Origin of the sequence: Pseudomonas sp. s4, from assembly GCF_046764235.1 — a bacterium.
GTDB lineage: Bacteria > Pseudomonadota > Gammaproteobacteria > Pseudomonadales > Pseudomonadaceae > Aquipseudomonas > Aquipseudomonas asiatica.
In genome coordinates this window covers 4205014-4229635 of the sequence record NZ_CP177209.1, presented here as the reverse complement: position 1 = coordinate 4229635, position 24622 = coordinate 4205014, and the positions used below count along the sequence as shown (strand labels likewise).

The 24622-nt window shown below is 62.8% G+C and carries 17 protein-coding genes; 2 read left to right on the top strand and 15 right to left on the bottom strand.

Annotated elements, in window-relative coordinates:
* The first annotated feature begins 49 nt into the window (after positions 1-49).
* Together ACK56M_RS19680 and ACK56M_RS19675 are read left to right on the top strand one after the other, a co-directional pair.
* The gene (locus ACK56M_RS19680; RefSeq protein WP_411958944.1) at positions 50-2704 is read left to right on the top strand and encodes a DUF4118 domain-containing protein; all 2655 of its coding nucleotides are present in this window, start codon (positions 50-52) and stop codon (positions 2702-2704) included.
* Positions 2701-3396, top strand: a complete 696-nt coding sequence (locus tag ACK56M_RS19675) for a response regulator (protein WP_013973414.1) — start codon at positions 2701-2703, stop codon at positions 3394-3396. Before ACK56M_RS19680 ends, ACK56M_RS19675 begins: the two co-directional genes overlap by 4 nt.
* A gap of 123 nt (positions 3397-3519) precedes the next feature.
* On the opposite strand, the gene ACK56M_RS19670 is transcribed toward ACK56M_RS19675, so the two are convergent.
* From ACK56M_RS19670 to ACK56M_RS19600, 15 genes are all read right to left on the bottom strand, one after another.
* Positions 3520-4125, bottom strand: a complete 606-nt coding sequence (locus ACK56M_RS19670) for a DUF6708 domain-containing protein (RefSeq protein ID WP_308700760.1) — start codon at positions 4123-4125, stop codon at positions 3520-3522.
* 164 nt (positions 4126-4289) lie between these two features.
* The gene (locus ACK56M_RS19665; RefSeq protein ID WP_015271075.1) at positions 4290-7472 is read right to left on the bottom strand and encodes a T6SS effector BTH_I2691 family protein; all 3183 of its coding nucleotides are present in this window, start codon (positions 7470-7472) and stop codon (positions 4290-4292) included.
* Positions 7469-8428 (bottom strand): hypothetical protein, encoded by a 960-nt coding sequence (locus tag ACK56M_RS19660; RefSeq protein WP_411958943.1) that lies wholly within the window; start codon positions 8426-8428, stop codon positions 7469-7471. Before ACK56M_RS19660 ends, ACK56M_RS19665 begins: the two co-directional genes overlap by 4 nt.
* Positions 8429-8550: 122 nt before the next feature.
* Positions 8551-9456, bottom strand: coding sequence for a LysR family transcriptional regulator (locus tag ACK56M_RS19655; protein WP_013973410.1), 906 nt, complete (start codon positions 9454-9456; stop codon positions 8551-8553).
* A 363-nt stretch (positions 9457-9819) separates the two neighbouring features.
* Complete coding sequence (locus tag ACK56M_RS19650; protein WP_411958942.1) at positions 9820-12750, bottom strand: aminotransferase; 2931 nt, start codon at positions 12748-12750, stop codon at positions 9820-9822.
* Positions 12751-12964: 214 nt separating this feature from the next.
* Positions 12965-13540, bottom strand: a complete 576-nt coding sequence (locus tag ACK56M_RS19645; protein ID WP_015271072.1) for a PIN domain-containing protein — start codon at positions 13538-13540, stop codon at positions 12965-12967.
* Positions 13537-14004, bottom strand: a complete 468-nt coding sequence (locus tag ACK56M_RS19640) for a helix-turn-helix domain-containing protein (RefSeq protein WP_015271071.1) — start codon at positions 14002-14004, stop codon at positions 13537-13539. Before ACK56M_RS19640 ends, ACK56M_RS19645 begins: the two co-directional genes overlap by 4 nt.
* Positions 14005-14185: 181 nt before the next feature.
* The gene (locus ACK56M_RS19635; RefSeq protein WP_015271070.1) at positions 14186-14449 is read right to left on the bottom strand and encodes a DUF3077 domain-containing protein; all 264 of its coding nucleotides are present in this window, start codon (positions 14447-14449) and stop codon (positions 14186-14188) included.
* Positions 14450-14605: 156 nt separating this feature from the next.
* Positions 14606-14848, bottom strand: coding sequence for a hypothetical protein (locus tag ACK56M_RS19630; protein ID WP_015271069.1), 243 nt, complete (start codon positions 14846-14848; stop codon positions 14606-14608).
* 644 nt (positions 14849-15492) lie between these two features.
* On the bottom strand, positions 15493-17106 hold the full coding sequence (locus ACK56M_RS19625) for an ABC transporter ATP-binding protein (RefSeq protein ID WP_085720482.1): 1614 nt from the start codon (positions 17104-17106) through the stop codon (positions 15493-15495).
* A gap of 1 nt (position 17107) precedes the next feature.
* On the bottom strand, positions 17108-18127 hold the full coding sequence (locus ACK56M_RS19620) for an ABC transporter permease (RefSeq protein WP_013973404.1): 1020 nt from the start codon (positions 18125-18127) through the stop codon (positions 17108-17110).
* A 1-nt stretch (position 18128) separates the two neighbouring features.
* On the bottom strand, positions 18129-19202 hold the full coding sequence (locus ACK56M_RS19615; protein ID WP_009686399.1) for a microcin C ABC transporter permease YejB: 1074 nt from the start codon (positions 19200-19202) through the stop codon (positions 18129-18131).
* A gap of 1 nt (position 19203) precedes the next feature.
* Positions 19204-21039 (bottom strand): extracellular solute-binding protein, encoded by a 1836-nt coding sequence (locus tag ACK56M_RS19610; RefSeq protein ID WP_024087410.1) that lies wholly within the window; start codon positions 21037-21039, stop codon positions 19204-19206.
* Positions 21036-22865, bottom strand: a complete 1830-nt coding sequence (locus tag ACK56M_RS19605) for an extracellular solute-binding protein (RefSeq protein WP_024087409.1) — start codon at positions 22863-22865, stop codon at positions 21036-21038. Before ACK56M_RS19605 ends, ACK56M_RS19610 begins: the two co-directional genes overlap by 4 nt.
* A gap of 279 nt (positions 22866-23144) precedes the next feature.
* Positions 23145-24575, bottom strand: a complete 1431-nt coding sequence (locus tag ACK56M_RS19600) for a lytic transglycosylase domain-containing protein (RefSeq protein ID WP_015271065.1) — start codon at positions 24573-24575, stop codon at positions 23145-23147.
* Positions 24576-24622: the final 47 nt, after the last annotated feature.

The window sequence follows — 24622 nt, the reverse complement described above, 5'->3', positions numbered from 1 at the left end:
AGCAGGCCCAAAAGAGGCTGCAGGACGCCGCCACACCAAAGGATGAAAGATGAGTGACTCCGCCCGCGCAGACGCGCTGTTGGCTACCCTCCCGCGAAGCGGCCGGGGGCGGTTGAAGGTGTTCCTTGGCGCCGCCCCCGGCGTCGGCAAGACCTTCGCCATGCTCCAGGCCGCCCACGCCCAGCAACGCCAGGGCGTGCAGGTGCTGGCCGGGGTGGTCGAAACCCATGGCCGTGCCGAAACCGAGGTATTGCTCGCTGGCCTTCAGCAGCAGCCCCTGCTGCGCAGCCAGTACCGCGGCGTAACGCTCGAGGAAATGGACCTCGACGGCCTTCTCAAGACCGCGCCGGCCCTGGTGCTGGTCGACGAACTGGCCCACACCAATGCGCCCGGCAGCCGCCACGCCAAACGCTGGCAGGACGTACAGGAACTGCTGGCCGCCGGCATCGATGTGTACACCACGGTCAACGTCCAGCACCTGGAAAGCCTCAACGACAAGGTCCGCGACATTACTGGCGTGCAAGTGCGCGAAACCCTTCCGGACTGGGTGCTGCAGGAAGCCTTCGAGCTGGTGCTGATCGACCTGCCACCCCGCGAGCTGCTCGAACGTCTGCGCGAAGGCAAGGTGTACGTGCCCGAGCAGGCGCGGGCCGCCATTGATGCGTTCTTCTCGCAAACCAACCTTACCGCCCTGCGCGAGCTGGCCATGCAGACCGCTGCCGCCCAGGTGGATGCCGACCTTGCCCACGGCTATCGCCAGCGCGGCCAGGAAGCCCCGGCCCTGCGTGGGCGCTTGCTGGTGGGCGTGGATGGCGACGACCAGGCGGAACGTTTGGTGCGCCATGCCAGCCGCGTGGCGCAACGCCGCCACCTGCCCTGGAGCCTGGTGCACGTGGACAACGGCCGCCTGCGCGACGAAACCGCACGCCAGCGCCTGCAAGCTGCCCAGCAACTGGCCGAACGCCTGGGTGGAGAGGTGGTACTGCTGCGTGCCGGCGAAGTGGTGCGCACACTGATCCAGCATGCCGCCGAACGGCGGGCCAGCCTGGTGCTGGTCGGGCAGTCCCGCGACCGCCTGCGCCGGCGCCTGTTCGGTGCCGGTGTGGCCGCGCGGCTGCTGCGCGAAAGCCACGGCCTGGAAATCAACGTGCTGGACCGCGACGCGCAGCCGCAAGCGCCGCGTTCGGCGGTACGGCGGGTGTGGGTCTGGCGCCATTACCTGCTGGCGCTGCTGGCCACGGTCATGGCCGCAGGCCTGGCCTGGGCGGTGTCGAGTGTGCTGGCGCTGCCCAACATATCGCTGGTGTTCCTGGCCGCGGTGTTGCTGGTGGCAGTGCGCAGCAGCCTGGGGCCTGCGCTGGCCTGCGCGTTGCTGTCGTTCCTGACCTACGACTTCCTGTTCATCCCGCCCAACCTGTCGTTCAGGATCCAGCGCGAAGAAGACGTGCTGACCCTGGTGTTCTTCCTGTTGATGGCCGCGCTCACCGGCAACCTGGCCGCCCGCCAGCGCCGCCAGTTGCAGGCGCTGCGCGAGACCCAGGCGCAGACCAGCCAGTTGCTCGACCTGTCGCGCCGGCTGACCGTGGCCACCGACCGCCAGGCGGTGTTCAACGCCGCCGGCCAGCACCTGGACGGTTGGCAGGACATGCAGGTGTGCCTGCTGGAGCGCAATGTCGAAGGCCAGTTGCAGGTGGTCAGCGGCGAAGCCCATGCTTTCAGCGATAACGAACGCGCCGCTGCAGAATGGGCCTGGCAGCACGGCCAGGCCGCCGGTCATGGCAGCGACACCCTGCCCAATGGCCGCTGGTGGTGGTGGCCACTGGCGGTGGATGAGCAGCCCCTGGCATTGCTTGGTGTGCGCTCACGCTCCGGCCAGCCTCTCAGCGACCCGCGCCGGCGCCTGCTCACCGCCCTTGGCCAACCACTGGCCCAGGCCCTGGCCCGCGCCCGGCTGGCCGAACAACTGGAGGCCGCGCGGCTGCATGGCGAAACCGAGCAGCTGCGCAGCGCCTTGCTGGCGTCCGTTTCCCATGACTTGCGTACCCCGCTGACCGCCATGCGCGGTAGCATCGACAGCCTGCTGGCGCTGGGCGAGGCGATCCCCGCTGCCGACCGCCGCGAACTGCTGGAGGGCACCCGCAACGAGGCCGAACGCCTCGACCGCTACATCCAGAACCTGCTCGACATGACCCGCCTGGGCCACGGCGGCCTCAAGCTGGCCCGCGACTGGGTGGCGCCTGCCGACATCGTCGGCAGTGCACTCAACCGCCTGCGCGCGGTGCTGGCGCCGCTGCGGGTACACACCGACGTGCCGGCCGAGCTGCCGTTGCTGTTCGTGCATGCGGCGTTGATCGAGCAGGCGCTGGTCAACGTGCTGGAAAATGCCGCGCGCTTCTCGCCAGCCAATGGCCGGCTGGAGCTGCAGGTGTCGGTGCAGGACGCCCGGTTGTGCTTTGCCGTCAGCGACCAGGGCCCCGGTATTCCCGTGGAAGACCGCGAGAAGATCTTCGACATGTTCTACACCGCCGCTCGCGGTGACCGCGGCGGGCAGGGCACCGGCCTGGGCCTGGCGATCTGCCAGGGCATGATCGGCGCCCATGGCGGCCAGATCCTCGTGGGCGAAGGCATCGATGGCCAGGGCACCAGCATCACTTTATGCTTGCCGCTGCCCCCTCAACCTGAAACCGAAAGCGAAACCCCATGAGTCAGTCCGCCACCCTCCTGGTCATCGACGATGAACCGCAGATCCGCAAGTTCCTGCGCATCAGCCTGGCCTCGCAAGGCTACAAGGTGCTCGAGGCCGCCACCGGCGCGGAAGGGCTCGCCCAGGCGGCGCTGGGCAAGCCGGACCTGGTGGTACTCGACCTGGGCCTGCCGGACATGGACGGCCAGCAGGTACTGCGTGACCTGCGCGAATGGAGCGCGGTGCCGGTGCTGGTGTTGTCGGTGCGCGCGAGTGAAGTGCAGAAGGTCGATGCGCTGGATGGTGGAGCCAACGACTATGTGACCAAGCCGTTCGGCATCCAGGAGTTTCTGGCGCGGGTGCGTGCCTTGCTGCGCCAGGTGCCGCAGGCCGGTGGCTCGGAAGTGGCGGCCAGCTTTGGGCCGCTGATGGTGGACTTTGCCTTTCGCCGGGTGACCCTGGATGGCGTGGAAGTGGCGCTGACCCGCAAGGAGTATGCGTTGCTGGCGCAACTGGCCGGGCACCCGGGGCGGGTGATTACCCAGCAGCAACTGCTCAAGGATATCTGGGGGCCTACCCATGTGGATGACACCCATTACCTGCGGATAGTGGTCGGGCATCTGCGGCAGAAGTTGGGAGATGACCCCACGGCGCCGCGGTTCATCATCACCGAGCCAGGGGTGGGATACAGGTTGGTGGCGCCCACCATGTAATCCCTGTGGGAGCGGGCGTGCCCGCTCCCACAGGGTCCCTGCTAATTCAATGAGTTATGTGCAGTTCTATGAGAGCTGGCATGCCGGCGATGGGGCCAACGCAAGCAGCGCAACACAGTAAGTTCAGGGGGCGGTTCTCGACTCCAGATCCATTTCCGCTGGCCACTCTACTCGGGGTGCCAGGCGCAGGGCGAACTCACACCAGAGCACATCGTTGTGATCCTTGGGTTCCCCGGGTGGTGGCAGGGCTGAGGGGCCTTCCTGCATGTAGGTGCAGATGTAGGCCCAGGCATGCTGGTCGGCACCCATCGTAACCAGAGGAAAACGGTCGATGACATTGTTTGTGCCTGGTGCAACGATGGAGAGTGTGACACCCCATTTGAAAATTAACCCACCGTTTGGCAGTGCGCCGGCCTGGGACCAGCGCTCGGCGCGGACTTGGGACCAGTCGTAGCAAACTGTTTCTACTTTCCAGTTCGTGAAGGGGTTCCACCAGCAGTACTTGAAATTGTATGCATACAATTTTTTACGTACTCGGTTGAAGCGAAGGGGTTCATCTCGGGGTGGGGATATGCTTACTCGAAGGCAAAATACGGATGCCCATACTCCGCATGCAAGTATTAATATATCAATTAGCACGGATTCGAAGTCTCTCCGTTCTAAGTTGGAGTTTATGAAACTGAACAGAGGGGTGGTGATGGCGATAGTTGGAAGCGAAAGGAAAGCCATTACTTCTCTTGCCCAACCGAGGGGTCTGGGTACTTCAAGGTAGATAAGATCCTGATGGTTAGGGGATTGATTGCCCAGGCTGGCTTCGATCGCAATGGGAATGTCAGGATGGGGTAGGTCCTCTATCCATCCTGTACATGGCGGGTTAAGGTGCGGGCGGGCCATTAGAATAGACTCCTTAGCGAGGATAGATTGTTTTCTCTCATTGTCACTTTTGCATAACCTGACATGTCATGCTTGTTGGGCCAATAAGTGAGCGTTAGCTCAATAGCTTTTGTACAATGGTTTTCCAGTAGTGGAATTGAAGTGCTGATGTGCAGGGTCTTATCGGTGGTTTTAAAAATTATTCGTTCGCTGACGCTTTCAGGGCTAGCAAAGATTTTTTTGGTTTCTTCGGGCACGTATTCGACTACTTTTGGATGTGAACTATTACCAGAGAGATAAAAAGGCAGTCGATTTTGCCCTGCTGGGTATACAGTCAGTTGCCATTTGTACTGTGCGTCTTCAGTACTGAAATTTGGCAAGCTTATGTACAAATCGAGATAAAAGCCTGCCGCGACAGCAGCGTCATCGCTGATGAAGGCTTTTGTTTGGTCTGGCGTGTGCGTACTGTGAGTTGGTTGAAATCTTGTCTCAATTGAAGCCTGCGCTTGAACTCCCAAGGCTGCCGCGTTCAGTGAGCCAATTGCGGTATCCAGATCTTGTGGATTCATCCAGCGCCGATGTTCCTCTGGTGTTCCCCATCTACTATGTCGGGACCAAAGCTCTAATAGTGAAGATTCTTGATTTTTGGCATCCATCGCCAGCGTATAGGCTGCCAGACCAAGGATGATCGTAAAGCCTAAGGGGCCGAGTAGCGAACTTGCGAATAATGCCGAGTAAATACCAGAGACAGTGGAAACTGTAGCAAGCACGGCCGCGCGAGCGTACTGGTTTGCAGAGGTGCTGTCCCCTTGGTTATTAGTTCTGGCGAGCGCATTCACGTATTGCACTGCATCCATGGCATTGGCGAGTGCAGTGATGGCGCCGCCATACTTGGCTAGGTTCTTTCCTAGTGAAGCTATGGTTACCGTTCCGGGCCACGGTATCTTCGGTCGTACAAGTGTGACAGCAAGGCCTGCCACTTCGACACTCACTCCCAACAACCCAAGCGATGAAGACCAGATCGCCGCAAGCGCCTCTGGATTGTTCTGATGTGTTTCTTGCAACGCCCGATAGTTCTTGCCCAGACTATCCTGCTGGAACCATATGCCCCCCAAGGCAAGCATCAGCTTCACACTTCCACTGCTCGCTGCAGCATCCCGCAGGCTGCGCATCGCATCGCTTGCCACGCTTTGCGCGGCCGTAGAACTGATCTTCAAACCACCCGTAACCTGCGCACGCAGCGTACCCGCACCAATCGCAACATTGCGTACCAGCGCCCCGACGCCGCCGGCTGCACCCTCGCGCAACTGCACCAGCCGCGCCTGCAGGCTCTCGGCGCTTTCGAGCGTCCAGAGCATCACCTCGATCATCTGGCTGCGGTTACCCGCTGCCGCAATATTGATCGCCCCACTCAGCACCATGGCCCGCACCTTGCGGCCCAGTGGGTCACGGAACTGCTTGTCTACCTGCTGCAGAAACGCATCGGTCCGCGCTTCCAGGGCTTCATTGAGCAGGCTCATGTATTCGCCCACTGTCAGCGACACCCGCAGCGGCGTTACCTGCTGCCCGGCGAACAGTGCAAACGCCGAGCGATGCACATGACCGATCAGGGTCTTGGTCCGTTCACTCAGGTGCTGGCTGAGCGCATTCCCTGCGCTGTTGGTCGCGGCCAGCAACTGGCCAACGGCATCCTGTATCGGCTTGATCATCAGCAGTTGGCCATCGGCGGTACCGGCGATGCCCTTGATGATGTCGTACACCTTGCCGAAGTCGTCCCCGGACAGCGCCCTGGCCACCTGCTGCATCAGCTTCTGATTCTTGGCCAGCAGTGCCTGGTACAACAGGCTGCGGTCGTCTTCCAGCAGCTGCTGCCAGATATGCTGGGTGATCCCGAGCGGCTGACCCTCCTGCGGCAAGGTTTCAGTGGGCCCGCCGGCCAGGCAGGCGGCCATCATCTGGATGAAGTACTCCACCGAAACGGGGGAGGTCGCGTCATAGTCGTAGTAGCCGATCTGCTGAAACGCCCGCTTGGCATAGTGCCGCGCATACAGATCGCCAACCTGGTCGATCATCGACTGCCAGTTTTTCAGTTCGCGGTCGTAATCGGCCTGGAACGCGGCGCGGGCGCTTTCGTCGTAACGCTCTTCCAGCCGCTCGCGGGCGTCCTGCTGCTTGCGCGCGGTGTTGCGTTCGGTCTGCGCGTCGATGTCCACCGGCGGCAGATACGCCTTGGCCGCGATCGGGCTGTCGTTCCACTGCTCGATCTGCCGGGCTTCCCGCTGCGCGTCCTCGGCACCTTGCACGGCAGCCATGGCCGCGTGCAATTCGCGGATGCCCAGTAGTGCTTGCGAGGTGAAGTATTCGAAGTGCCGCTGCGGCTGCGCCCGCCATTCCTGCAGGGCCTGCACCCAGCCAGTGCGTTGCGCGTTGAGCTCCATGACCATGCCGACCGGGTCGGGCAGTGTCAGCGCCAGCACGCCATTGGGCAGTTGTTCCTGCTGGATGACATTGCGCACATGCGTGCGGGTTTCATGCCAGCGGCCCAGGCGGCTGTAAAAGCCATGAACGCTGGTAAACCTGGCAGAGGAAAAGGTGGAAAACTCCAGCACCTGTTCCAGGCCGAAGCGGAAGCTATCGGTCATGGCGATGCCGAGGCTGGCAGGGTCGTTGCGTGCGGTGTTCAGGTCCACCTCGACGAAGCGGGCGAGGGTGCCCGGGTCACTGTCGGCGATGCCTTGCCGATAGCGGTCGAGTACCGAACGGGGCCAGGGGTCGTTGGCGAAGGCGATCCAGGCCTTACGGTAGAGCAGGGTATCGATGTTGATGAACGAGGCAATCACATCGTGGCCTTCGGTGGCGCATACCTTGGGTAACGACCTGGGTGGCCCGAAGGGCATCTGAGAGACCGGAAAGCGCCGCAAGGTACCTTCCGCCGCCACCTCGTAGGCCTGCCAGATTTCCTGGTCGAGCAGTACGTAGACATAACCTTGGCGCAGGAGGCGCAATTGGTCGGTGTGCATCGGGTGGAAGATGATTTCGCTGTCGTCTGCCAGGCGATAGGGGCGCCCTGTGTCCGGGCGTGGGGCGTAGGCCTCGCGCAGCAGTAGAATCGGCAGGCCGGAGCGTTCGCAGGCATTGCAGGTGCCGTAGGTGTTGGGGATCTCTTCCTGCATGGCGATGTGGATGGCTTTGCTGATGCTCATGGGTAACTCCTTGCCTTCGGCAGGCCGGCGACGATGTGCGACCAGGTGCAGTCGTCGTAGCTGGCGAAGCGGTCCGCCAGGCGCTGCTCGCCGGCCGCGGCCCTTTCCACCTCGTGCTGGATGGTCGGGTGCTGAAGGAGCAGTGGGTGAATCATGAGCATGTGCAGGCACATGCACTGGATATCGGCACGGTCGCGCAGGCCTTGCCTGAAGGCCTTGAGGATCAGGTTCATGGCATGGGTGGGTGCGTTTTCCGGCAGGCCTGATGAACCTGGGAAGTGCCAGGGTGCATGGGGATGCTGCACGGCACTCAGGCGATGCCAGGCACCGAGCAGTTGAATGATCTGCGGTGCGACGTGCTGGGTCGCCCTTACGGCCTCGGGGACGGCCAGTTCGCCAGCCATGGGTTCTCGCTCGAATACCTCGCAACTGCCAGAACCATCGGGATGTAGCCAGCTGCGAACAGGCCCGAGGACTTCGCCTGCGTTTTTCAGGGTCGCGCGTAGCAGCGCCAGCCGCACGGGTTCGAACCAGGCGGTGATACCGTGCGGTTCTGGTTGGTGCAGCACCTGACACTGTTGGCTGATGTGCTGGGCGATGAGGTCGGCGGGTTGATCGCTGATCAGCCAGCCACACACGTGGTGCCAGGTAGCTGCCGATTCACGAGCGGCGCAGGTCGCGCTTAATGGGGCAAGGGCTGTGGGCGCATCGCCGGGTTCGGCGAGCCGCACCAGAGCTGGCCAGCACTCGGGATCCTGCACCAGGCGGCTGCAGTCGATGCGCGTTACGGCATCACTACCCAGCGCTTCGCTGAGGGCAGCGATGGCCAGCGGGTGCTCAGGCGGGCAGCCGGCGAATGGGTCCAGTAAAAGGTAGAGGGCTTCTTCTGGTTGGCGCTGCTGGTTGGCGAAGTGATCGACCGACTGCACGTAGCCCTGCGTGGACTGGCTCGACATGAGAAGTTCCTTTTCTTCTTGATGGCGAGCAGAAACCTAACGGGGAATCAATGCTGCAGGTAGTTATCGGCTTCCTAACCAGCTGTAGGATTTTTCGCTGTCGGACGAGGCAGTCGTATCGCTCAGGACCTCGGGGATTCTGTTTCAAAGCATTGGCGCATCACGTCAAGGTAACGCCGCGCGCCCAGGCCCAACGGGCGCGACTTGACCCAGATGATGTCCACCCACAAGCGCAATCGGCTGGCCATGTTGTCGAAACGCACCTCCGCCAGCGCGCCCGAAGCAATCAACGGCTCGACCAAAGGCTGCGGCAGGTAGGCCCAACCAAGGCCCGATTGCACCAGGTCCAGCGTGGCCAGGTAGCTGTCGGTCAGCCAGATGCGCCGCGACAGCACCATGCGTGGGTCCGACCCGGTAGCCTTGCCCGATGCCACAATGATCTGCCGCTGTTCGGCGAAAGTCTCTTCCGGCAGCGGCGTGCCGCTGTTCTGCCCGGCCGGATGGCGGGGGGAGGCGACGGCCACCAGCAACTGGCTGCCGGCCTCCAGGAATGACTCGCGCTCGTCGATGCCAGGCCTTTCGAAGACCAGTGCCAGTTGCACGCTACCGTCATGCAGCAGGCGGATGGCTTCGGCCTGGGTGGCCGAGCGTACTTCGATTTCCAGGCTGGGAAATTCCTGGGCGAGGGTTTCCAGCGGCTGGCTCCAGCGGCCGGTCTGCAGCTCGGGGGCCATGGCGATAGTCAGGCGCTTTTCCAGCCCCTTGTGCAGTTGCAGGGCTTGGGCATCGAGCAGGTTGAGCTGGCAGATCACCTGCCTGGCCTGGGGCTCCAGGGCCAGGGCGGCGCTGGTTGGCAAGGCTTTGCGCGTGGCCCGGTCGAACAGCACCAGGTCCAGCTCCGCCTCCAGCTGGGCGATGGCCATGCTCACGGCCGAAGGCACACGCCCCAGCTTGCGCGCGGCGGCAGAGAACGAGCCTGCCTCCAGCACCGCGAGGAAGATTGCCAGGGAGTCGCTGGTAAAGGCCATTGTCAGTAAACCTGATGACGGGGAATTTCTATGGAAGAAAATTATGGGGCTTTTGTTTGAGAATGCGCCAGGGCGCAGAGTGGTTCGCCGGGGGATTGTCAGCGCCTGTGAGATCGAGCGCCGCCCGCGCGGCGCTTCGCAGCACAATGCTGCTCCTACATTTGTTTCGGGCCAATAAATCCTGAGGCGAGGGCGCGCGGCCCCTTGGTGTCCACCTCGATATCGTGTCGGGCAAACAAGGCGGTCGCGTGCACTGGTACAGGCGTTACTGGCCCGAAACAGATGTAGGAGCAGCCTTGTGCTGCGAAGCGCCGCGCGGGCGGCGCTCGATCTCACGGTCGCTGAAAAACCAAAGCCAAGCACCTACAGCCCTTCACCCAGCACCCGATCAATGCTGTCGACAAAGTAGTCCACGCTCGCCCGGGTGGTGCACATCGGCGGCTTGATCTTGAGGATGTTCAGGTAATCACCGGTCGGCTGCATGAAGATGCCCAGGTCACGCAGGCGGTTGCACAGGGCCATGGTTTCCTCGGTTGCCGGTTCCAGCGTTGCGCGGTCGCGCACCAGTTCCAGCCCCAGGTAGAAGCCCGAACCATGCGCCGCGCCGGCCAGCGGGTGCTTGTCGACCAGTGCCTGCAGGCGCGCCTTGAAATAGCGCCCGGTATCGCGCGCGTTGTCCCACAGGCCTTCTTCCTGCATCACATCCAGCACCGCCATGCCGATGCGGCAGCTGACCGGGCTGCCGCCGGCCGAGGAGAAGAAGTAGCCCTCGGCCTCCAGCGCTTCGGCGATCTCGCGACGGGTGATGACTACGCCCAGTGGCTGGCCGTTGCCCATGCCCTTGGCCATGGTGATGATGTCGGGCACCACGCCCTGTTCCTCGAAGCCCCAGAAGTACTCGCCCAGGCGGCCATAGCCGACCTGCACCTCGTCGGCGATGCACACACCGCCCCGGGCGCGGACCTTGGCATAGGCCTCGCGCAGGTAACCGGCCGGCAACGAAATACCACCGGCATTGCCGTACACCGGTTCGCAGATGATGCCCGCCAACTGGCGGCCACGGGCGTCGAGGTCGGCCAGCTTGGCGTCGACGTCACGCAGGTAGTGGGTGGCGCTGTCGGCGCCACGGAAGCGGCCGCGGAAGGTGTTCGGCGCCTCGACCGGGTGCACCCAGTCCGGGCGGGTTTCCAGGGCCTGCGGGTTGTCGGCGATGGAAGTGGAGATGGCATCGGTGGCCACCGACCAGCCGTGGTAGGCCTCCAGCACGCTGAGCAGGTCGCGCCCGCCGCTGTAGGCCCAGGCCAGGCGAATCGCCAGGTCGTTGGCTTCGGTACCGCTGTTGACCATGAACACCCGGTCGAAGCCTTCGGGTGCCAACTCCAGCAGGCGTTCGGAGAACTCGGTGATGGCCGCATAGTGGAAGCGCGAGTTGGTGTTCAGCAGCGACCACTGCCGTGCCGACTCGGCGACCATGCGCGGGTGGCCGTGGCCCAGCACTGCGACGTTGTTGAGCATGTCGAGGTACGAGCGGCCCTGCATGTCGATCAGGTAGTTGCGCCAACCGCGTTCGATGTGAGGCGGTTGCGCGTAGTAGTGCTTCTGCGAGCGGGCGAAGCTGGCGTCGCGGCGGGCCAGCAGGGCCTGCGGGTCGGGCAGCGGCTCGGCATTGCAGTCGAAGCCCAGCAACGCAGCTGGCGACGGGCACAGGGCCAGCCAGGCGGTTGCCTGGGATGGGGTGGCGAAGAACGGCGGCTGGATGCCGCTATCCAGGCACAGTTGCACGCTGAGGAAGCCACAACTGCTGCCCAGCGACTGGCCTTTTTCCACGGCCTGGCCATCTGCAGGCGCGTCTTCCAGGCCTTGCAGCCACAACGCCCAGTGCGCGCTGCGCAGGCAGCCACGGCCGTCGCCATGGCGCTGCCAGGTGCCGGCATCTGGCGCTTGCACCAGGCTGCCGTTGGGTACATGCAGCTCGACGCCCAGGGCACAGGTGGCAGGCTCTTCGGGGCGATCGATATGGGTTTGCGACAGGCGATACTGCCCGTGCAGGCTGCAGGCCGGGGCCTGTTGCGTGGTCAGCAGGTGCTGGTCGAAGCCCGGTTGCTCCCAGTTGCCCGCCTCGCAATGCACGCTGAGCACGCCCAGATCGACGCGCGTCACTGCCTGCCGACCCAGTTCAGGGAGCAGAAGGGCGCAGCCGCTCAGGTCCGGCGTGGCTGGCTGCAGGCCCGCAGCTTGCAGGATGGCCGCTTCCATCAACGCGAAAGGTACGGCGGTGGCAGTGTCGAAGATTTCCCATTCATGGGCGATGTTGTCGCGGGTGTACTGGTTGCCGGGGTCGACGGTGAGTTGCTGTTCGCTGCTCAGCACCAGCACGGCAGCGCGGTTGAGCACCAGTGGCCACAGCGCCCGCAGTTCGGCTTCGCTCAGCGGGTTGAGCGCCTGGTAGGCACGCACGGCCGGCAGGATGCGCAGCGGGTCGCCCTCGGCGTGGTGCAACAATGCGGCGCAGGTCACCGACAGGTCGGCGATGCGCCATGTGCGCAACAGGTCGCCGAAATCGATCACCCCTTGCAACTGCCACTGGCGCTCGACATCGCGGGCCCAGACGGCATTGTCGTCGGTGATGTCCAGGTGCACGGCCTGGCTTGGCAGCTGGTCGACCAGCGGCGCCAGGTGCTCGGCGGCCAGCTGGGTGGCCCGTTCGATACGGGCGCGTTGCTCGGCGTTGCCCAGCACGGGCAGCAGGTGCTGGATCAGTGCCTGGGCATGTTGCGGGTCCCATTGCAGGGTGCGCTTCAGGCCCGGGTGGTCGAAAGTGGCCAGGGCCTTGTCCAGCCGCGCGCAGAGCCCGCCGAGTTCGGCCATCAGGCGTGGCTCCATGTACTTGAGGCGGGTCAGTGGCTGGCCTTCGATGTAGTCGAGCAGGCGCATGCGCAGCGGTTGCCCGTCTATTTCCAACGCCAGCAGCATCTGGCCATCGCTAGCCGGGCGCACGGCGGGCACAGGCAAGCCCTGTTCGCGCAGGTAGGCCAGGGCGGCGTGCTGGGCCTCCAGTTCCACCTGGGCGTAGCTGCCGTGGCAGGCCTTGAGCACGAAACGGCCTTGTGGAGCGTCTACTCGGAAGTTCAGGTCCTGTTGGCTGCCCAATGCCGAGAGGTTGCCGGCAATGCCGTAGTGCGTTTGCAGCACGGCATGTGCCTGGGCTTCGCCGAGCGCAGGGCTGGGCAGGCCGGAGCGCTGGATCAGCGTGGTCAGGGCAGGGGAGGCGGGCTGGTGTTGTGGGCTGGACATGGGGCTCTACCGTTGCTGCTGGGGTTGACGGTGGAGAATTTATGTCCGATCTGGCTGATGATGGAAGACGATTGTTGTCAGAAAATTTGATAATTGGATTCGCTGCCCGGAGCAGTGGTTGCCAGCTATCACCTGTCTAGCGGGCGTATGCTTCCACTGTGGGAGCGGTCTTACCAAACACCCTTCAGACCAAGAAAGCGTCTGAGTAGCATGTTCAGAGGAGGAATTTGAATTCTGAAAGCAACTTCACCGACTCGGGAAGCTTTTGCTGAAGCAGTCTGTCGAGATACTGCTGCACGCTGTGAGGTGGGTTTTTCAAGGACATTCGCTGCCGCTGGGCAGCCTCAAGTACTGCTGCCTTGTCCAGGTCCCACAGGTCGGCGATGAAGTCATCCGGGTGTAAGGGCTCGATATCGAAAACGTCGAGAGCCGTTTCGGGGAAATCCTTCAGGTTGAAGGTGACGATGACGGAAGCGTTGCACTTGATTGCAGCAGCGAGGACATGTCGATCATCCTTATCTGGCAAGTCCAGCCCTTCTACCAGCGACTCGTAGTCAGTTACGAGTGCGTCAGGTACAGCAGCGTCCATTCGCCGTGACGTCCGATCTACTTGCTCGAGGGTGAGGTCAGGCCGGTTGAGCAATAAATTGCGTTTCCACTCGTCATGAATCTTCGTTGACCAACGTGCTCGGTAAATACCTGTCAATGCAAGGTTCATCAGGAAATCACGGAGTGGGGCAGGATAAAGAACGTTCGCGTCGTAAATGGCCGTGAAGGGCGAGTGCTTCATTCGTACCCCATCCGTAACTCCTGGGCTTCGGCTGCCAGCGCGTCCATTGCGGCACGGCTTACCTCGTCACGTTTGTCCTTGTAGGCAACCAGGTCGGAGAATTTGACCCGACGATGGCGACCCGTTTTTGTGTGAGGAATCACAGATTCGTCTAGCAGTTTTACCAAGTACGGCCGAGAGACGTTGAGTAGGTCTGCTGCCTCTTGGGTAGTCAATTCGGCGTGGATTGGAACGACTTTGACCGAGTTCCCCAGAGCCAGCTCGCTGAGAATCTCGCCAAACAGACGCAGCGCGAAGGTAGGTACTTCAACAACCTGGCGCTGATTCTCTTCATTGAGCAGCTCAATCCGTTGGGTATCTGATTTTGTCGAGAGGAAGGCTGCTAGCGTTCGGCTCGATTCGACTGCCACGGCAATCTCTTTCTCATCGGGAAGCATCTTGCGAGAGAGGTCGGCGGTGGTCATGGGCATCTCCAGTGGGATATCGATCGTGGCGCTGCTGCGACGGTGCAACAGCCTAACCGAGTTATATTCGAAATATTCGAAAATCGCAATAAACGAAACGATACCTCATGATGGCTGGGTGCCTGGGTAGCGTGACTTTCCTTCGAGGCGTCACAACATTCGGTCCCAGGCATTCCCGGCATCAGCGCATCATGCCCAGCTCGGCGTCATCCATGAGGGCCTTGGCCATCGCACTCAGGTAGTGGGCAGCCCAGATCATCATCGGTTTTTCATCCATCAGGCCGGTGATGGTCAGTTCGCGTACATAGCCCATCAGCTCCGAAGATTGCTCGCGGGCATCGCGACAGGGAATGCCGGGCTCTATGCGGAACAGTGGGTGGGTGCCGTGTTCGCCTTGGTAGAACGTGGTTTTACCGACAGTGAATTGGGTGTCTTCTTTGGTCATTTTTGAATTCCCTCAAAATTCTCGACTGCCCGGACGGGCCCTTTCGCGGGTGAACCCGCTCCCACAGGTACTGCATCTACCTCAAGGCCTGTGGAGATACTGTGGGAGCGGGTTTACCCGCGAAGAGGCCAGCCCAGACAACGCAACACTAAAGCCTCAGTGCAAAGTCCGAGGCTCAGCGGGCATCTGCACCTTAACCAGTGCCGACTCAAGCAAAGTCCGAAGAGCCTCCAGCTCATGCATCGAGGTCATCATCAGGATCGAAGCCGGCGATTTGGGCTGCAGTAGCAAGGCCTGATGCACCACAGTGGCCGCGCATAGCGCGTAGTCGGTGGCCTGGATCAGGGTGTCTTCGAGGGAATGGGTGTTGTGGGGTGGATCGGGGACAATGTTCAGCATCGTGATTAACCATTGGCTGTGCGGCCACCTGTCTGCTGTCAAACAGTCGGGTGGCAGCTGTACGTGGGTTGACAGACCGGCGGTAAATCACGCAAAAGTTCCGGCGCACGCAAGCGTGCCCACACGCACAGCCACCATGAAGCGGAGACTGCCTGCGTGAATTAACCGTCACAGCCTGTCAAAGCTGTATCGCTGATCTTCAGCGACCAACCGAGACTAGAGCTCAGCCAGAGCAGCCGCAACGGAAAACACGCGGCAGGAGTATGTTTGGGAAATGGCCTACAGGGAAGGGGTTAAATCTGACATGGCAGGTGTTCTGCGCCCGATTGCGTCAGGGCGGGAGGTGACCGGTTTGATTTCTGTGGTGGCGCGAAAATCGAGCGCCGCCCGCGCGGCGCTTCGCGGGACAAGCCCGCTCCCACATTTGTTGCAACGTGCCGAACCTGTCAGGCCATGGTGGCCAACTTTGGTGGGCTGCCTGGATTTCTGAGTTGGCACTGCTGCCGCCCCACTTACCTCAAGCCTTGCACCAAGGCTAACAACGCCTCTTTCACAGGCATGGCCACGTTGCAACAAATGTGGGAGCGGGCTTGTCCCGCGAAGCGCCGCGCGGGCGGCGCTCGATCTTGAGGACTCTACAAAACTTAAGGCGAACCTGCCTCAACTTCCAAGAACGCCGCCTCCAGCAACTGCCGGGTATACGGATGCTGCGGCGCATGGAAGATCGCCTGTGCATCCCCTTGCTCCACCACATGCCCATGCTTGATCACCATCAACTGGTGGCTCAACGCCTTGACCACCGCCAGGTCATGGCTGATGAACAGGTAGGTCAGGTTGTATTTCTGCTGCAGATTGCGCAGCAATTCCACTACCTGCCGCTGCACCGTGCGGTCCAGCGCCGACGTAGGTTCATCCAGCAGGATCAGCGCCGGCTTCAATACCAACGCCCGGGCAATGGCAATGCGCTGGCGCTGCCCACCGGAAAACTCGTGCGGATAGCGATGCCGTGTGCGTGGGTCCAGCCCGACTTCCTCCAGGGCCGCAATAATCGCTGCTTCCTGTTCCTGCGCCGTGCCAATGCGGTGAATGCGCAACCCTTCACCGACGATATCCTCCACGCACATGCGTGGGCTCAGGCTGCCGAACGGGTCCTGGAACACTACCTGCATCTCGCGCCGCAACGGGCGCACGGCCTTCTGGTTCAGCCCTTCTAGGTTCTGCCCATGAAAGCGAATGCCGCCCTGGCTGGAGATCAGCCGCAAGATCGCCAGGCCCAAAGTCGACTTGCCCGACCCGGACTCGCCGACAATCCCCAGCGTCTGCCCTTGCGGCAAGCTGAAGTTGATCCCGTCCACCGCCTTCACATGGTCGACCGTGCGCCGTAGCAGGCCCTTCTTGATCGGGAACCACACCTTGAGGTCATCCACCTCCAGCAATGGCGCGCCCACCGGGTTGTGCGCCGGCAGCCCGCTGGGTTCGGCATTGATCAGCATCTGCGTGTAGTGGTGCTGCGGTGCGCTGAACAACCTGGCGCATTCGGCCTGCTCGACAATCTGCCCGTGCTGCATCACGCACACACGGTGGGCGATGCGTCGCACCAGGTTCAGGTCATGGCTGATCAGCAGCAGGGCCATGCCCAGACGCGCCTGCAGTTCCTTGAGCAGTTCGAGAATCTTCAACTGCACAGTCACGTCCAGCGCCGTGGTTGGCTCATCCGCAATCAGCAGTTCCGGCTCGTTGGCCAGGGCCATGGCGATCATCACCCGCTGGCGCTGCCCGCCCGACAGCTCATGGGGCAAGGCCTTCAGGCGCTTGCGTGGCTCGGGAATGCCGACCATCTCCAACAGCTCCAGGGTGCGCGCCGTGGCCTCCTTGCCGGTCAGGCCCTTGTGCAGCAGGAGGATTTCGTTGATCTGCTTCTCGATGCAGTGCAACGGGTTCAGCGAGGTCATCGGCTCCTGGAAGATCATTGCAATGCGGTTGCCGCGAATGCGCTGCATGGTCTTCTCGTTCTGCTGCAGCAGGTCCTTGCCCTCGTAGCGGATGCTGCCGCTGGGGTGGCGGGCCAGGGGGTAGGGCAGCAGGCGCAGGAGCGAGTGCGCGGTGACCGATTTGCCCGAGCCACTCTCGCCCACCAGTGCCAGCGTCTCACCCTTGCGGATGTCGAAGCTGATGCCGTTCACAACGCGGTGGGCCTGGTCACCGGTGACGAACTCCACCGCCAGGTCGCGCACTTCGATCAGGTTCTGTTCACTCATGTCACTTCCTCGGGTCGAAGGCATCGCGGGCGGATTCGCCGATGAATACCAGCAGGCTCAGCATCAGCGCCAGCACGGCGAAGGCGCTGATGCCCAGCCATGGGGCCTGCAGGTTGGACTTGCCCTGGGCCACCAGTTCGCCCAGCGATGGTGCGCCCGGCGGCAGGCCGAAACCGAGGAAGTCCAGGGCGGTGAGGGTGCCGATGGCGCCGGTGAGAATGAATGGCATGAAGGTCATGGTCGAGATCATGGCGTTGGGCAGGATGTGCCGGTACATGATCGCGCCGTTGCGCATCCCCAACGCGCGAGCAGCGCGTACGTATTCCAGGTTGCGCCCGCGCAGGAACTCGGCGCGTACCACATCCACCAGGCTCATCCACGAGAACAGCAGCATGATGCCCAGCAACCACCAGAAGTTGGGTTGCACGAAACTGGCGAGGATGATCAGCAGGTACAGCACCGGCAGGCCCGACCAGACTTCCAGGAAACGTTGCCCGGCCAGGTCGACCCAGCCGCCATAGAAGCCCTGCAAGGCGCCGGCGATCACGCCGACGATGGAGCTGAGCAGGGTCAGCGTCAGGGCGAACAGCACGGAAATGCGGAAGCCGTAGATCACCCGTGCCAGCACGTCGCGGCCCTGGTCATCGGTGCCCAGCCAGTTGTCCGCCGACGGTGGGGCCGGGGCGGGTACGCGCAGGTCGTAGTTGATGCTCTGGTAGCTGAACGGGATCGGTGCCCACAGCACGAAGCTGTCTTTCTTCTCCAGCAGTTCGCGGATGTACGGGCTCTTGTAGTTGGCTTCCAGCGGGAATTCGCCGCCGAAGGTGGTTTCCGGGTAGCGCTTGAATGCAGGGAAGTACCATTCGCCGTCGTAGCGCACGGCAATCGGCTTGTCGTTGGCGATCAGTTCGGCGCCCAGGCTCAGGCCGAACAGGATCAGGAACAGCCACAGCGACCACCAGCCACGGCGGTTGGCCTTGAAGCGCTCGAAGCGCCGGCGGTTGAGGGGGGACAAGGCCATGTCAGTGCTCCCGGCTGGCGAAGTCGATGCGTGGATCGACCAGGGTGTAGGTCAGGTCGCCGATCAGTTTCACCACCAGCCCCAGCAGGGTGAAGATGAACAGGGTGCCGAAGACCACCGGGTAGTCACGGTTGATGGCCGCCTCGAAACTCATCAGGCCGAGGCCGTCGAGGCTGAAGATCACTTCGATCAGCAAGGAACCGGTGAAGAAGATGCCGATGAACGCCGAAGGGAAACCGGCAATCACCAGCAGCATGGCATTACGGAACACATGGCCGTAGAGCACCCGTGGTCGGCTCAGGCCCTTGGCCTTGGCGGTGACCACGTATTGCTTGTTGATCTCGTCGAGGAAGCTGTTCTTGGTCAGCAAGGTCATGGTGGCGAAGTTGCCGATGACCAGCGCGGTGATCGGCAGCACCAGGTGCCAGAAGTAGTCCAGCACCTTGCCGGTGGTGCTCAGCTCGTCGAAGTTGTTGGAGGTGAGGCCGCGCAGCGGGAACCAGTCGAAGTAGCTGCCGCCGGCGAACAGCACGATCAGCAGGATGGCGAACAGGAACGCCGGGATGGCATAGCCGACGATGATCGCCGAACTGGTCCACACGTCGAAATGGCTGCCGTGGCGCACGGCCTTGGCGATGCCCAGCGGGATCGACACCAGGTACATGATCAGCGTGCTCCACAGCCCCAGCGAAATTGACACAGGCATCTTCTCGATGATCAGGTCGATGACCTTGGCATCGCGGAAGAAGCTGTCGCCGAAGTCCAGCCGGGCGTAGTTCTTGATCATGATCCACAGGCGCTCGGGCGGCGACTTGTCGAAGCCGTACATGCGTTCGATCTCGGCGATCAGTGCCGGGTCCAGGCCCTGGGCTCCACGGTAGTTGGAGCCGGCCACGGACACTTCGGCACCGCCACCGGCAATGCGGCTGGTGGCGCCTTCGAAACCTTCGAGCTTGGCGATCATCTGCTCGACCGGGCCGCCGGGGGCGGCCTGGACGATGATGAAGTTGATGATCAGGATGCCGAACAGGGTCGGGATGATCAGCAGCAGGCGGCGCAGGATGTAGGCCAGCATGTTATTCGGCCTCGTCCGCAGCGGCTGCGTTGGCGGCCGGGGTTACGCCGGGCTTGATCCACCAGGTGTCGATGCCGATGTCGTACTTGGGCGAGACGTCCGGGTGGCCGATGTGGTTCCAGTAGGCCACGCGCCAGGTCTTGATGTGCCAGTTGGGGATCACGTAGTAGCCCCACAGCAGCACGCGGTCGAGGGCCCGGCAGTGGTCGATCAGGCTCTGCCGCGAATCGGCATTGATCAGCTGTTCCACCAGTTGGTCGATGGCAGGGTCGCGCAAGCCGATGAAGTTGCGGCTGCCGGGGTTGTCGGCGGCGGCACTGGACCAGAACTCGCGCTGCTCGTTACCCGGCGAGTTGGACTGCGGGTAGCCACCGACGATCATGTCGTAGTCGCGCGAGCGCAGGCGGGTGATGTACTGGGACACGTCGACCCGGCGGATGTTCAGGTCGATGCCAAGGTCGGCGAGGTTGCGCTTGAACGGCAGCAGGATGCGTTCGAACTCGGTCTGTGCCAGCAGGAACTCGATGCTCACCGGCTTGCCCTGGGCGTCGACCATCTTGTCGTCGACGATTTTCCAGCCGGCTTCCTGCAGCAGCTTGTAGGCCTGGCGCTGCTGCTCGCGGATCATGCCGCTGCCGTCACTGACCGGGTTGCGGAAGGCTTCGCTGAATACCTGCTCGGGGACCTTGCCACGTAGCGGTTCGAGGATTTTCAGTTCGCTGGGGCTGGGCAGGCCGCGGGCGGCCATTTCCGAGTTTTCGAAGTAGCTGCCGGTGCGGGTGTAGGCGCCGTTGAACAGCTGCTTGTTGGTCCACTCGTAGTCCAGCAGCAGGCTCAGCGCCTGGCGCACGCGCACGTCCTGGAACACCGGTCGGCGGATGTTGAAGATGAAGCCCTGCATGCCCGTGGGGTTGCCGTTGGGCAACTCTTCCTTGATCAGGCGGCCATCGCGCACGGCGGGTACGTTGTAGGCGGTGGCCCAGTTCTTCGCGCTGACTTCCAGCGCATAGTCGAACGCACCGGCCTTGAGTGCTTCCAGGGCGACAGTGGTGTCGCGGTAGGAGTCGAAGGTCATCACGTCGAAGTTGTAGAAGCCGCGGTTGATCGGCAGGTCCTTGGCCCAGTAGTCCTTGACCCGCTCGTAGCGCACCGAGCGCCCGGCCTTGACCTCGGCAACCTTGTAAGGGCCGCTGCCCAGCGGGATTTCCAGGTTGCCGCGGTTGAACTCGCGGCTTTCGTACCAGTGCTTGGGCAGTACCGGCAGCTGGCCGAGAATCAGCGGCAGCTCGCGGTTGTTCTTGTGCTTGAAGGTGAACAGCACCGTCAGCGGGTCTTCGGCGACTACTTCAGCGACGTCGGCATAGTACTGGCGGTACAGCGGCGCGCCGTCCTTGATCAGGGCATTGAAGGTGAACACCACGTCGTCGGCGCGCATCGGGTGGCCGTCGTGGAAGCGTGCCTCGGGGCGCAGGTAGAAGCGCACCCAGCTGTTGTCCGGAGCCTTTTCGATCTTGCCGGCCACCAGGCCGTACTCGGTGAACGGCTCGTCCTGGCTCTGGCGCATCAGGGTGTCGTAGATGCTGCCGATGTTCTCGGCCGGAACGCCCTTGTTGATGAACGGGTTGAGGCTGTCGAAACCGCCGAAGCTGGACTGGCGGAAGGTGCCACCCTTGGGTGCGTCAGGGTTGACGTAGGCAAAGTGCTTGAAGTCGGCGGGGTATTTTGGGGGCTCGTCGTACAGGGTGAGCGCGTGTTGCGGTGCGGCCAGGGCGGGAAGGCTCAGGCAGGCAAGCAACAGGCTGCCGGCCAACCGGCGCAGTCGGTGCGTTGGCGTCATTGGGCTTTCTCCGAAGTCTTGATCCACCAGCTGTTCAGCCCAAGGGTGTAGGGCGGCGTGGTGACGAAGGCGAACCGGTTGCGGTAGGCCAGGCGATGATTGTCGAGGTACCAGTTGGGGATCATGTAGTACTGCCATGAGAGCACGCGGTCCAGGGCGCGGGCGGCGGCGACCTGGTCATCGCGGGTGCGGGCGGCCAGCAGGGTGTCGAGCAGATGGTCGACCACCGGGTCCTTGACCCCAGCATAGTTCTTGCTGCCCTTGGTGGTTGCCTGGCTGGAGTGGAAGTACAGCCACTGTTCGAGGCCCGGGCTCAGGGTCTGGTTCAGGGTCATCAGAATCATGTCGAAATCGAACTGGTCCAGGCGTTGTTTGTACTGGGCGCGGTCCACGGTACGCAAGCGCGCATCGATGCCGATGCTGGCCAGGTTTTCGACATAAGGTTGCAGGATGCGTTCAAGGTTGGGGTTTACCAGCAGCAGTTCCATGCGCAGCTGCTGGCCCTTGCTGTCGACCAGACGTTGGCCGTTCAGCTTCCAGCCGGCCTCGGCGAGCAGGCCGAGGGCCTGGCGCAGGGTCTGGCGGTTGATGCCACGGCCATCGGTATGGCTGACCTTGTAAGGTTCGCTGAACAGGCTGGCCGGCAACTGGTCACGAAACGGTGCCAGCAACAGCCATTCCTTGCCGGTGGGCAGGCCGGTGGCGGCGAATTCGCTGTTGGGATAGTAGCTGGTCGAGCGGCGGTAGGCGCCGCTGAACAGCGCGCGGTTGGTCCACTCGAAGTCGAGCATCAGCCCCAGCGCCTGGCGTACCCGTGGGTCGCTGAAGGTGGCCCGGCGGCTGTTCATGAACAGGCCCTGGGTTTGCGTGGGGATGCGGTGCGGGATCTGCGCCTTGATCACCTCGCCCCGGCGCACGGCCGGGAAGTTGTAGCCGTTGGCCCAGTTCTTCGCCTGGTGCTCGATATAGATGTCGAACTCGCCGGCCTTGAATGCTTCGAAGGCGACCGTGGCGTCGCGGTAGAACTCGTATTCCACGCGGTTGAAGTTGTACTTGCCACGGTTCACCGCCAGGTCCTTGCCCCAGTAGTTCTTTACCCGTTCGAACACCAACCGGCGCCCAGGCTGGACCTGGGTGATGCGGTAGGGGCCGCTGCCCAGTGGAGGCTCGAAGGTGGTGGCCTTGAAGTCACGCTTTTGCCAGTAGTGCTTGGGCAGCACCGGCATTTCGCCCAGGCGCAGGATCAGCAGCGGGTTGCCGGCGCGCTTGAACACGAAGCGGATGCGCAGCGGGCCAAGGATGTCCACCCGCTGCACTTCCTGCAGGTTGGTGCGGTAGATCGGGTGGCCATCCTTGAGCAGCGTGCGGTAAGAGAAGGCCACGTCTGCCGAGGTGATCGGCTTGCCGTCATGCCAGCGGGCCTCCGGGCGCAGGTTGAACACCACCCAGCTGCGGTCCTCGCTGTACTCCACCGAGCGGGCGATCAGGCCGTAGCTGGAGGTCGGTTCGTCGCCGGACGGGTCGTACTGGCCGGTGCCGACCATCAGCGGCTCGTTCAGCTCGCTGATGCCGTACTGCTGGAAATTGGGCGTGGTAATCGGGCTCGACCCCTTGAAGGTGTAGGGGTTGAGGGTGTCGAAGGTTCCGAAAGCCATCGCCCGCAAGGTGCCGCCCTTGGGCGCTTGCGGGTTGACCCAGTCGAAATGGGTGAATGTGGCTGGGTACTTGAGCGTGCCGAACTGCGCGTATCCGTGGCTTTCGCTCACCATCGCGGCTGCGGGAAAGCTCAAGGCCAGGCTGAGAGACAGCAGGAGGGGACGTATCAAGTCGGCATCCGATCCAGAGGCGTTGGGCTTTGATCGGGGTACAGTAACAGCTTGGTGGGGTTGGAAAAAGAGAGGTTTTGAAGGTGGGGTTGGCGGGCGTGCCTGCTTCTGTCCAATGGGAATGACGCGGTAGCTGTAGGAGCGGCCCTGTGTCGCGATCGGGCTGCGTAGCAGCCCCAGCGATATCGGCATCACCTCCAATAATCTGGGGCTGCTGCGCAGCCCTATCGCGACACAAGGCCGCTCCTACAGCCACCGCGTCAATGCGGTAGGCGGGGATCAATGCGAGAGGTAGACGGTCAGGGTCTGGCCTGGCTTCAGGGCATGGCCGCTGCGCGGGTTCCAGCGCTTGAGGTGTTTCATTTCCACGTTGAAGCGCTTGGCCACCAGGTACAGCGAATCGCCTTTGCGTACCTTGTACTGCGTGGAGCGCTGCCCGGAGGCGGCTACCCGATTGCCAGCAGCGCTCGGCGCGCTGCCGCCGCGCAGGGCCAGGACCTGGCCAGCGCGCACGTTGTTGCCGGAGAGACGGTTCCAGCGCTTGATGTCCTTGACCGAAACGCGGTTGGCCTTGGCGATGGCGCCCAGGTTGTCGCCGCGCTTGACCCGGTAGCTGCGCGCCGCCACTGGGGCCTTGGCTTCGGCCACGGCGCGGGCGAACACGGCCTTGTTCGGCTGCAGGCTGACCAGCTGCTCGGGTTTGAGGTTGGACAGGCTGTCGCTCAGCAGCTGCGCCTTGGCAGTGGGTACCAGCAGCTGCTGCGGGCCGTCCACGGTCATGCGCTTCTTGAATGCCGGGTTGAGCTGGATCAGCTCGTCCTCGTCGATGTTGGCGAAGGCCGCTACCCGTGACAGGTCCAGGCGGTCGTTGACGGCCACCGCCTCGAAGTAGGGTTCGTTGGCGATCGGGTTCAGGTTCACGCCATAGGCTTGCGGCGTGAGTACCACCTGCGACAGGGCCAACAGCTTGGGCACGTAGTCGCGGGTTTCCTGCGGCAGCGGCAGGTTCCAGTAGTCGGTGGGCAGGCCGAGCCGCTCGTTGCGCTCGATGGCTCGGCTGACCGTGCCTTCGCCGGCGTTGTAGGCAGCCAGGGCCAGCAACCAGTCGCCGTTGAACATGTCGTGCAGGCGGCTGAGGTAGTCCAGTGCGGCGTTGGTCGAGGCGGTCACGTCGCGACGGCCATCGTAGAAGTTGGTCTGGCGCAGGTTGAAGTGACGACCGGTGGACGGAATGAACTGCCACATGCCCGCGGCATGGGCGCGCGAGTAGGCCATCGGGTTGTAGGCGCTTTCGATGGCTGGCAGCAGGGCCAGCTCCAGCGGCATGTCGCGTTCTTCGAGGCGCTCGACGATGTAGTGCAGGTAGAGGCTGCCACGCTCACCGGCGCTTTCGATGAAGCTTGGATTGCTGGCGAACCACAGGCGCTGCTGCTCGATGCGCGGGTTGACGTCGATGTTGTCCTGCAGGGCGAAGCCCTGGCGCATGCGTTCCCACACGTCCTGTGGTGCCTGTTCGGCCGGCTTTACCAGCAGCGGTGAAGGCTTGTGCTTGATCCGCGCCTGGTAGTTGTGCGCGCGAACGCTATCGGATTCGTCGAGCTGACGGGTGCTCTGGCAGCCCACCAAGGTGGCGGCCAGGGCCAGCGCACTGATTTGGGCCAGGCGCGTCAGGGCGACGGAATGAGAGGTTCTGCGGCTACGTGAAGACATCGGCTGACACAGGTTTCCGGGCGAAAAATTTCGGCGATTCTAGGAAC

Coding starts and splice junctions, on each gene's coding strand:
- ACK56M_RS19675 (WP_013973414.1), top strand. CDS start 2,701: ATGAGTCAGTCCGCCACCCTCCTGGTCATCGACGATGAACCGCAGATC.
- ACK56M_RS19600 (WP_015271065.1), bottom strand. CDS start 24,575: ATGTCTTCACGTAGCCGCAGAACCTCTCATTCCGTCGCCCTGACGCGC.
- ACK56M_RS19615 (WP_009686399.1), bottom strand. CDS start 19,202: ATGCTGGCCTACATCCTGCGCCGCCTGCTGCTGATCATCCCGACCCTG.
- ACK56M_RS19640 (WP_015271071.1), bottom strand. CDS start 14,004: ATGACCACCGCCGACCTCTCTCGCAAGATGCTTCCCGATGAGAAAGAG.
- ACK56M_RS19635 (WP_015271070.1), bottom strand. CDS start 14,449: ATGACCAAAGAAGACACCCAATTCACTGTCGGTAAAACCACGTTCTAC.
- ACK56M_RS19670 (WP_308700760.1), bottom strand. CDS start 4,125: ATGGCTTTCCTTTCGCTTCCAACTATCGCCATCACCACCCCTCTGTTC.
- ACK56M_RS19660 (WP_411958943.1), bottom strand. CDS start 8,428: ATGTCGAGCCAGTCCACGCAGGGCTACGTGCAGTCGGTCGATCACTTC.
- ACK56M_RS19645 (WP_015271072.1), bottom strand. CDS start 13,540: ATGAAGCACTCGCCCTTCACGGCCATTTACGACGCGAACGTTCTTTAT.
- ACK56M_RS19630 (WP_015271069.1), bottom strand. CDS start 14,848: ATGCTGAACATTGTCCCCGATCCACCCCACAACACCCATTCCCTCGAA.
- ACK56M_RS19620 (WP_013973404.1), bottom strand. CDS start 18,127: ATGGCCTTGTCCCCCCTCAACCGCCGGCGCTTCGAGCGCTTCAAGGCC.
- ACK56M_RS19665 (WP_015271075.1), bottom strand. CDS start 7,472: ATGAGCATCAGCAAAGCCATCCACATCGCCATGCAGGAAGAGATCCCC.
- ACK56M_RS19680 (WP_411958944.1), top strand. CDS start 50: ATGAGTGACTCCGCCCGCGCAGACGCGCTGTTGGCTACCCTCCCGCGA.
- ACK56M_RS19655 (WP_013973410.1), bottom strand. CDS start 9,456: ATGGCCTTTACCAGCGACTCCCTGGCAATCTTCCTCGCGGTGCTGGAG.
- ACK56M_RS19625 (WP_085720482.1), bottom strand. CDS start 17,106: ATGAGTGAACAGAACCTGATCGAAGTGCGCGACCTGGCGGTGGAGTTC.
- ACK56M_RS19650 (WP_411958942.1), bottom strand. CDS start 12,750: ATGTCCAGCCCACAACACCAGCCCGCCTCCCCTGCCCTGACCACGCTG.
- ACK56M_RS19610 (WP_024087410.1), bottom strand. CDS start 21,039: ATGACGCCAACGCACCGACTGCGCCGGTTGGCCGGCAGCCTGTTGCTT.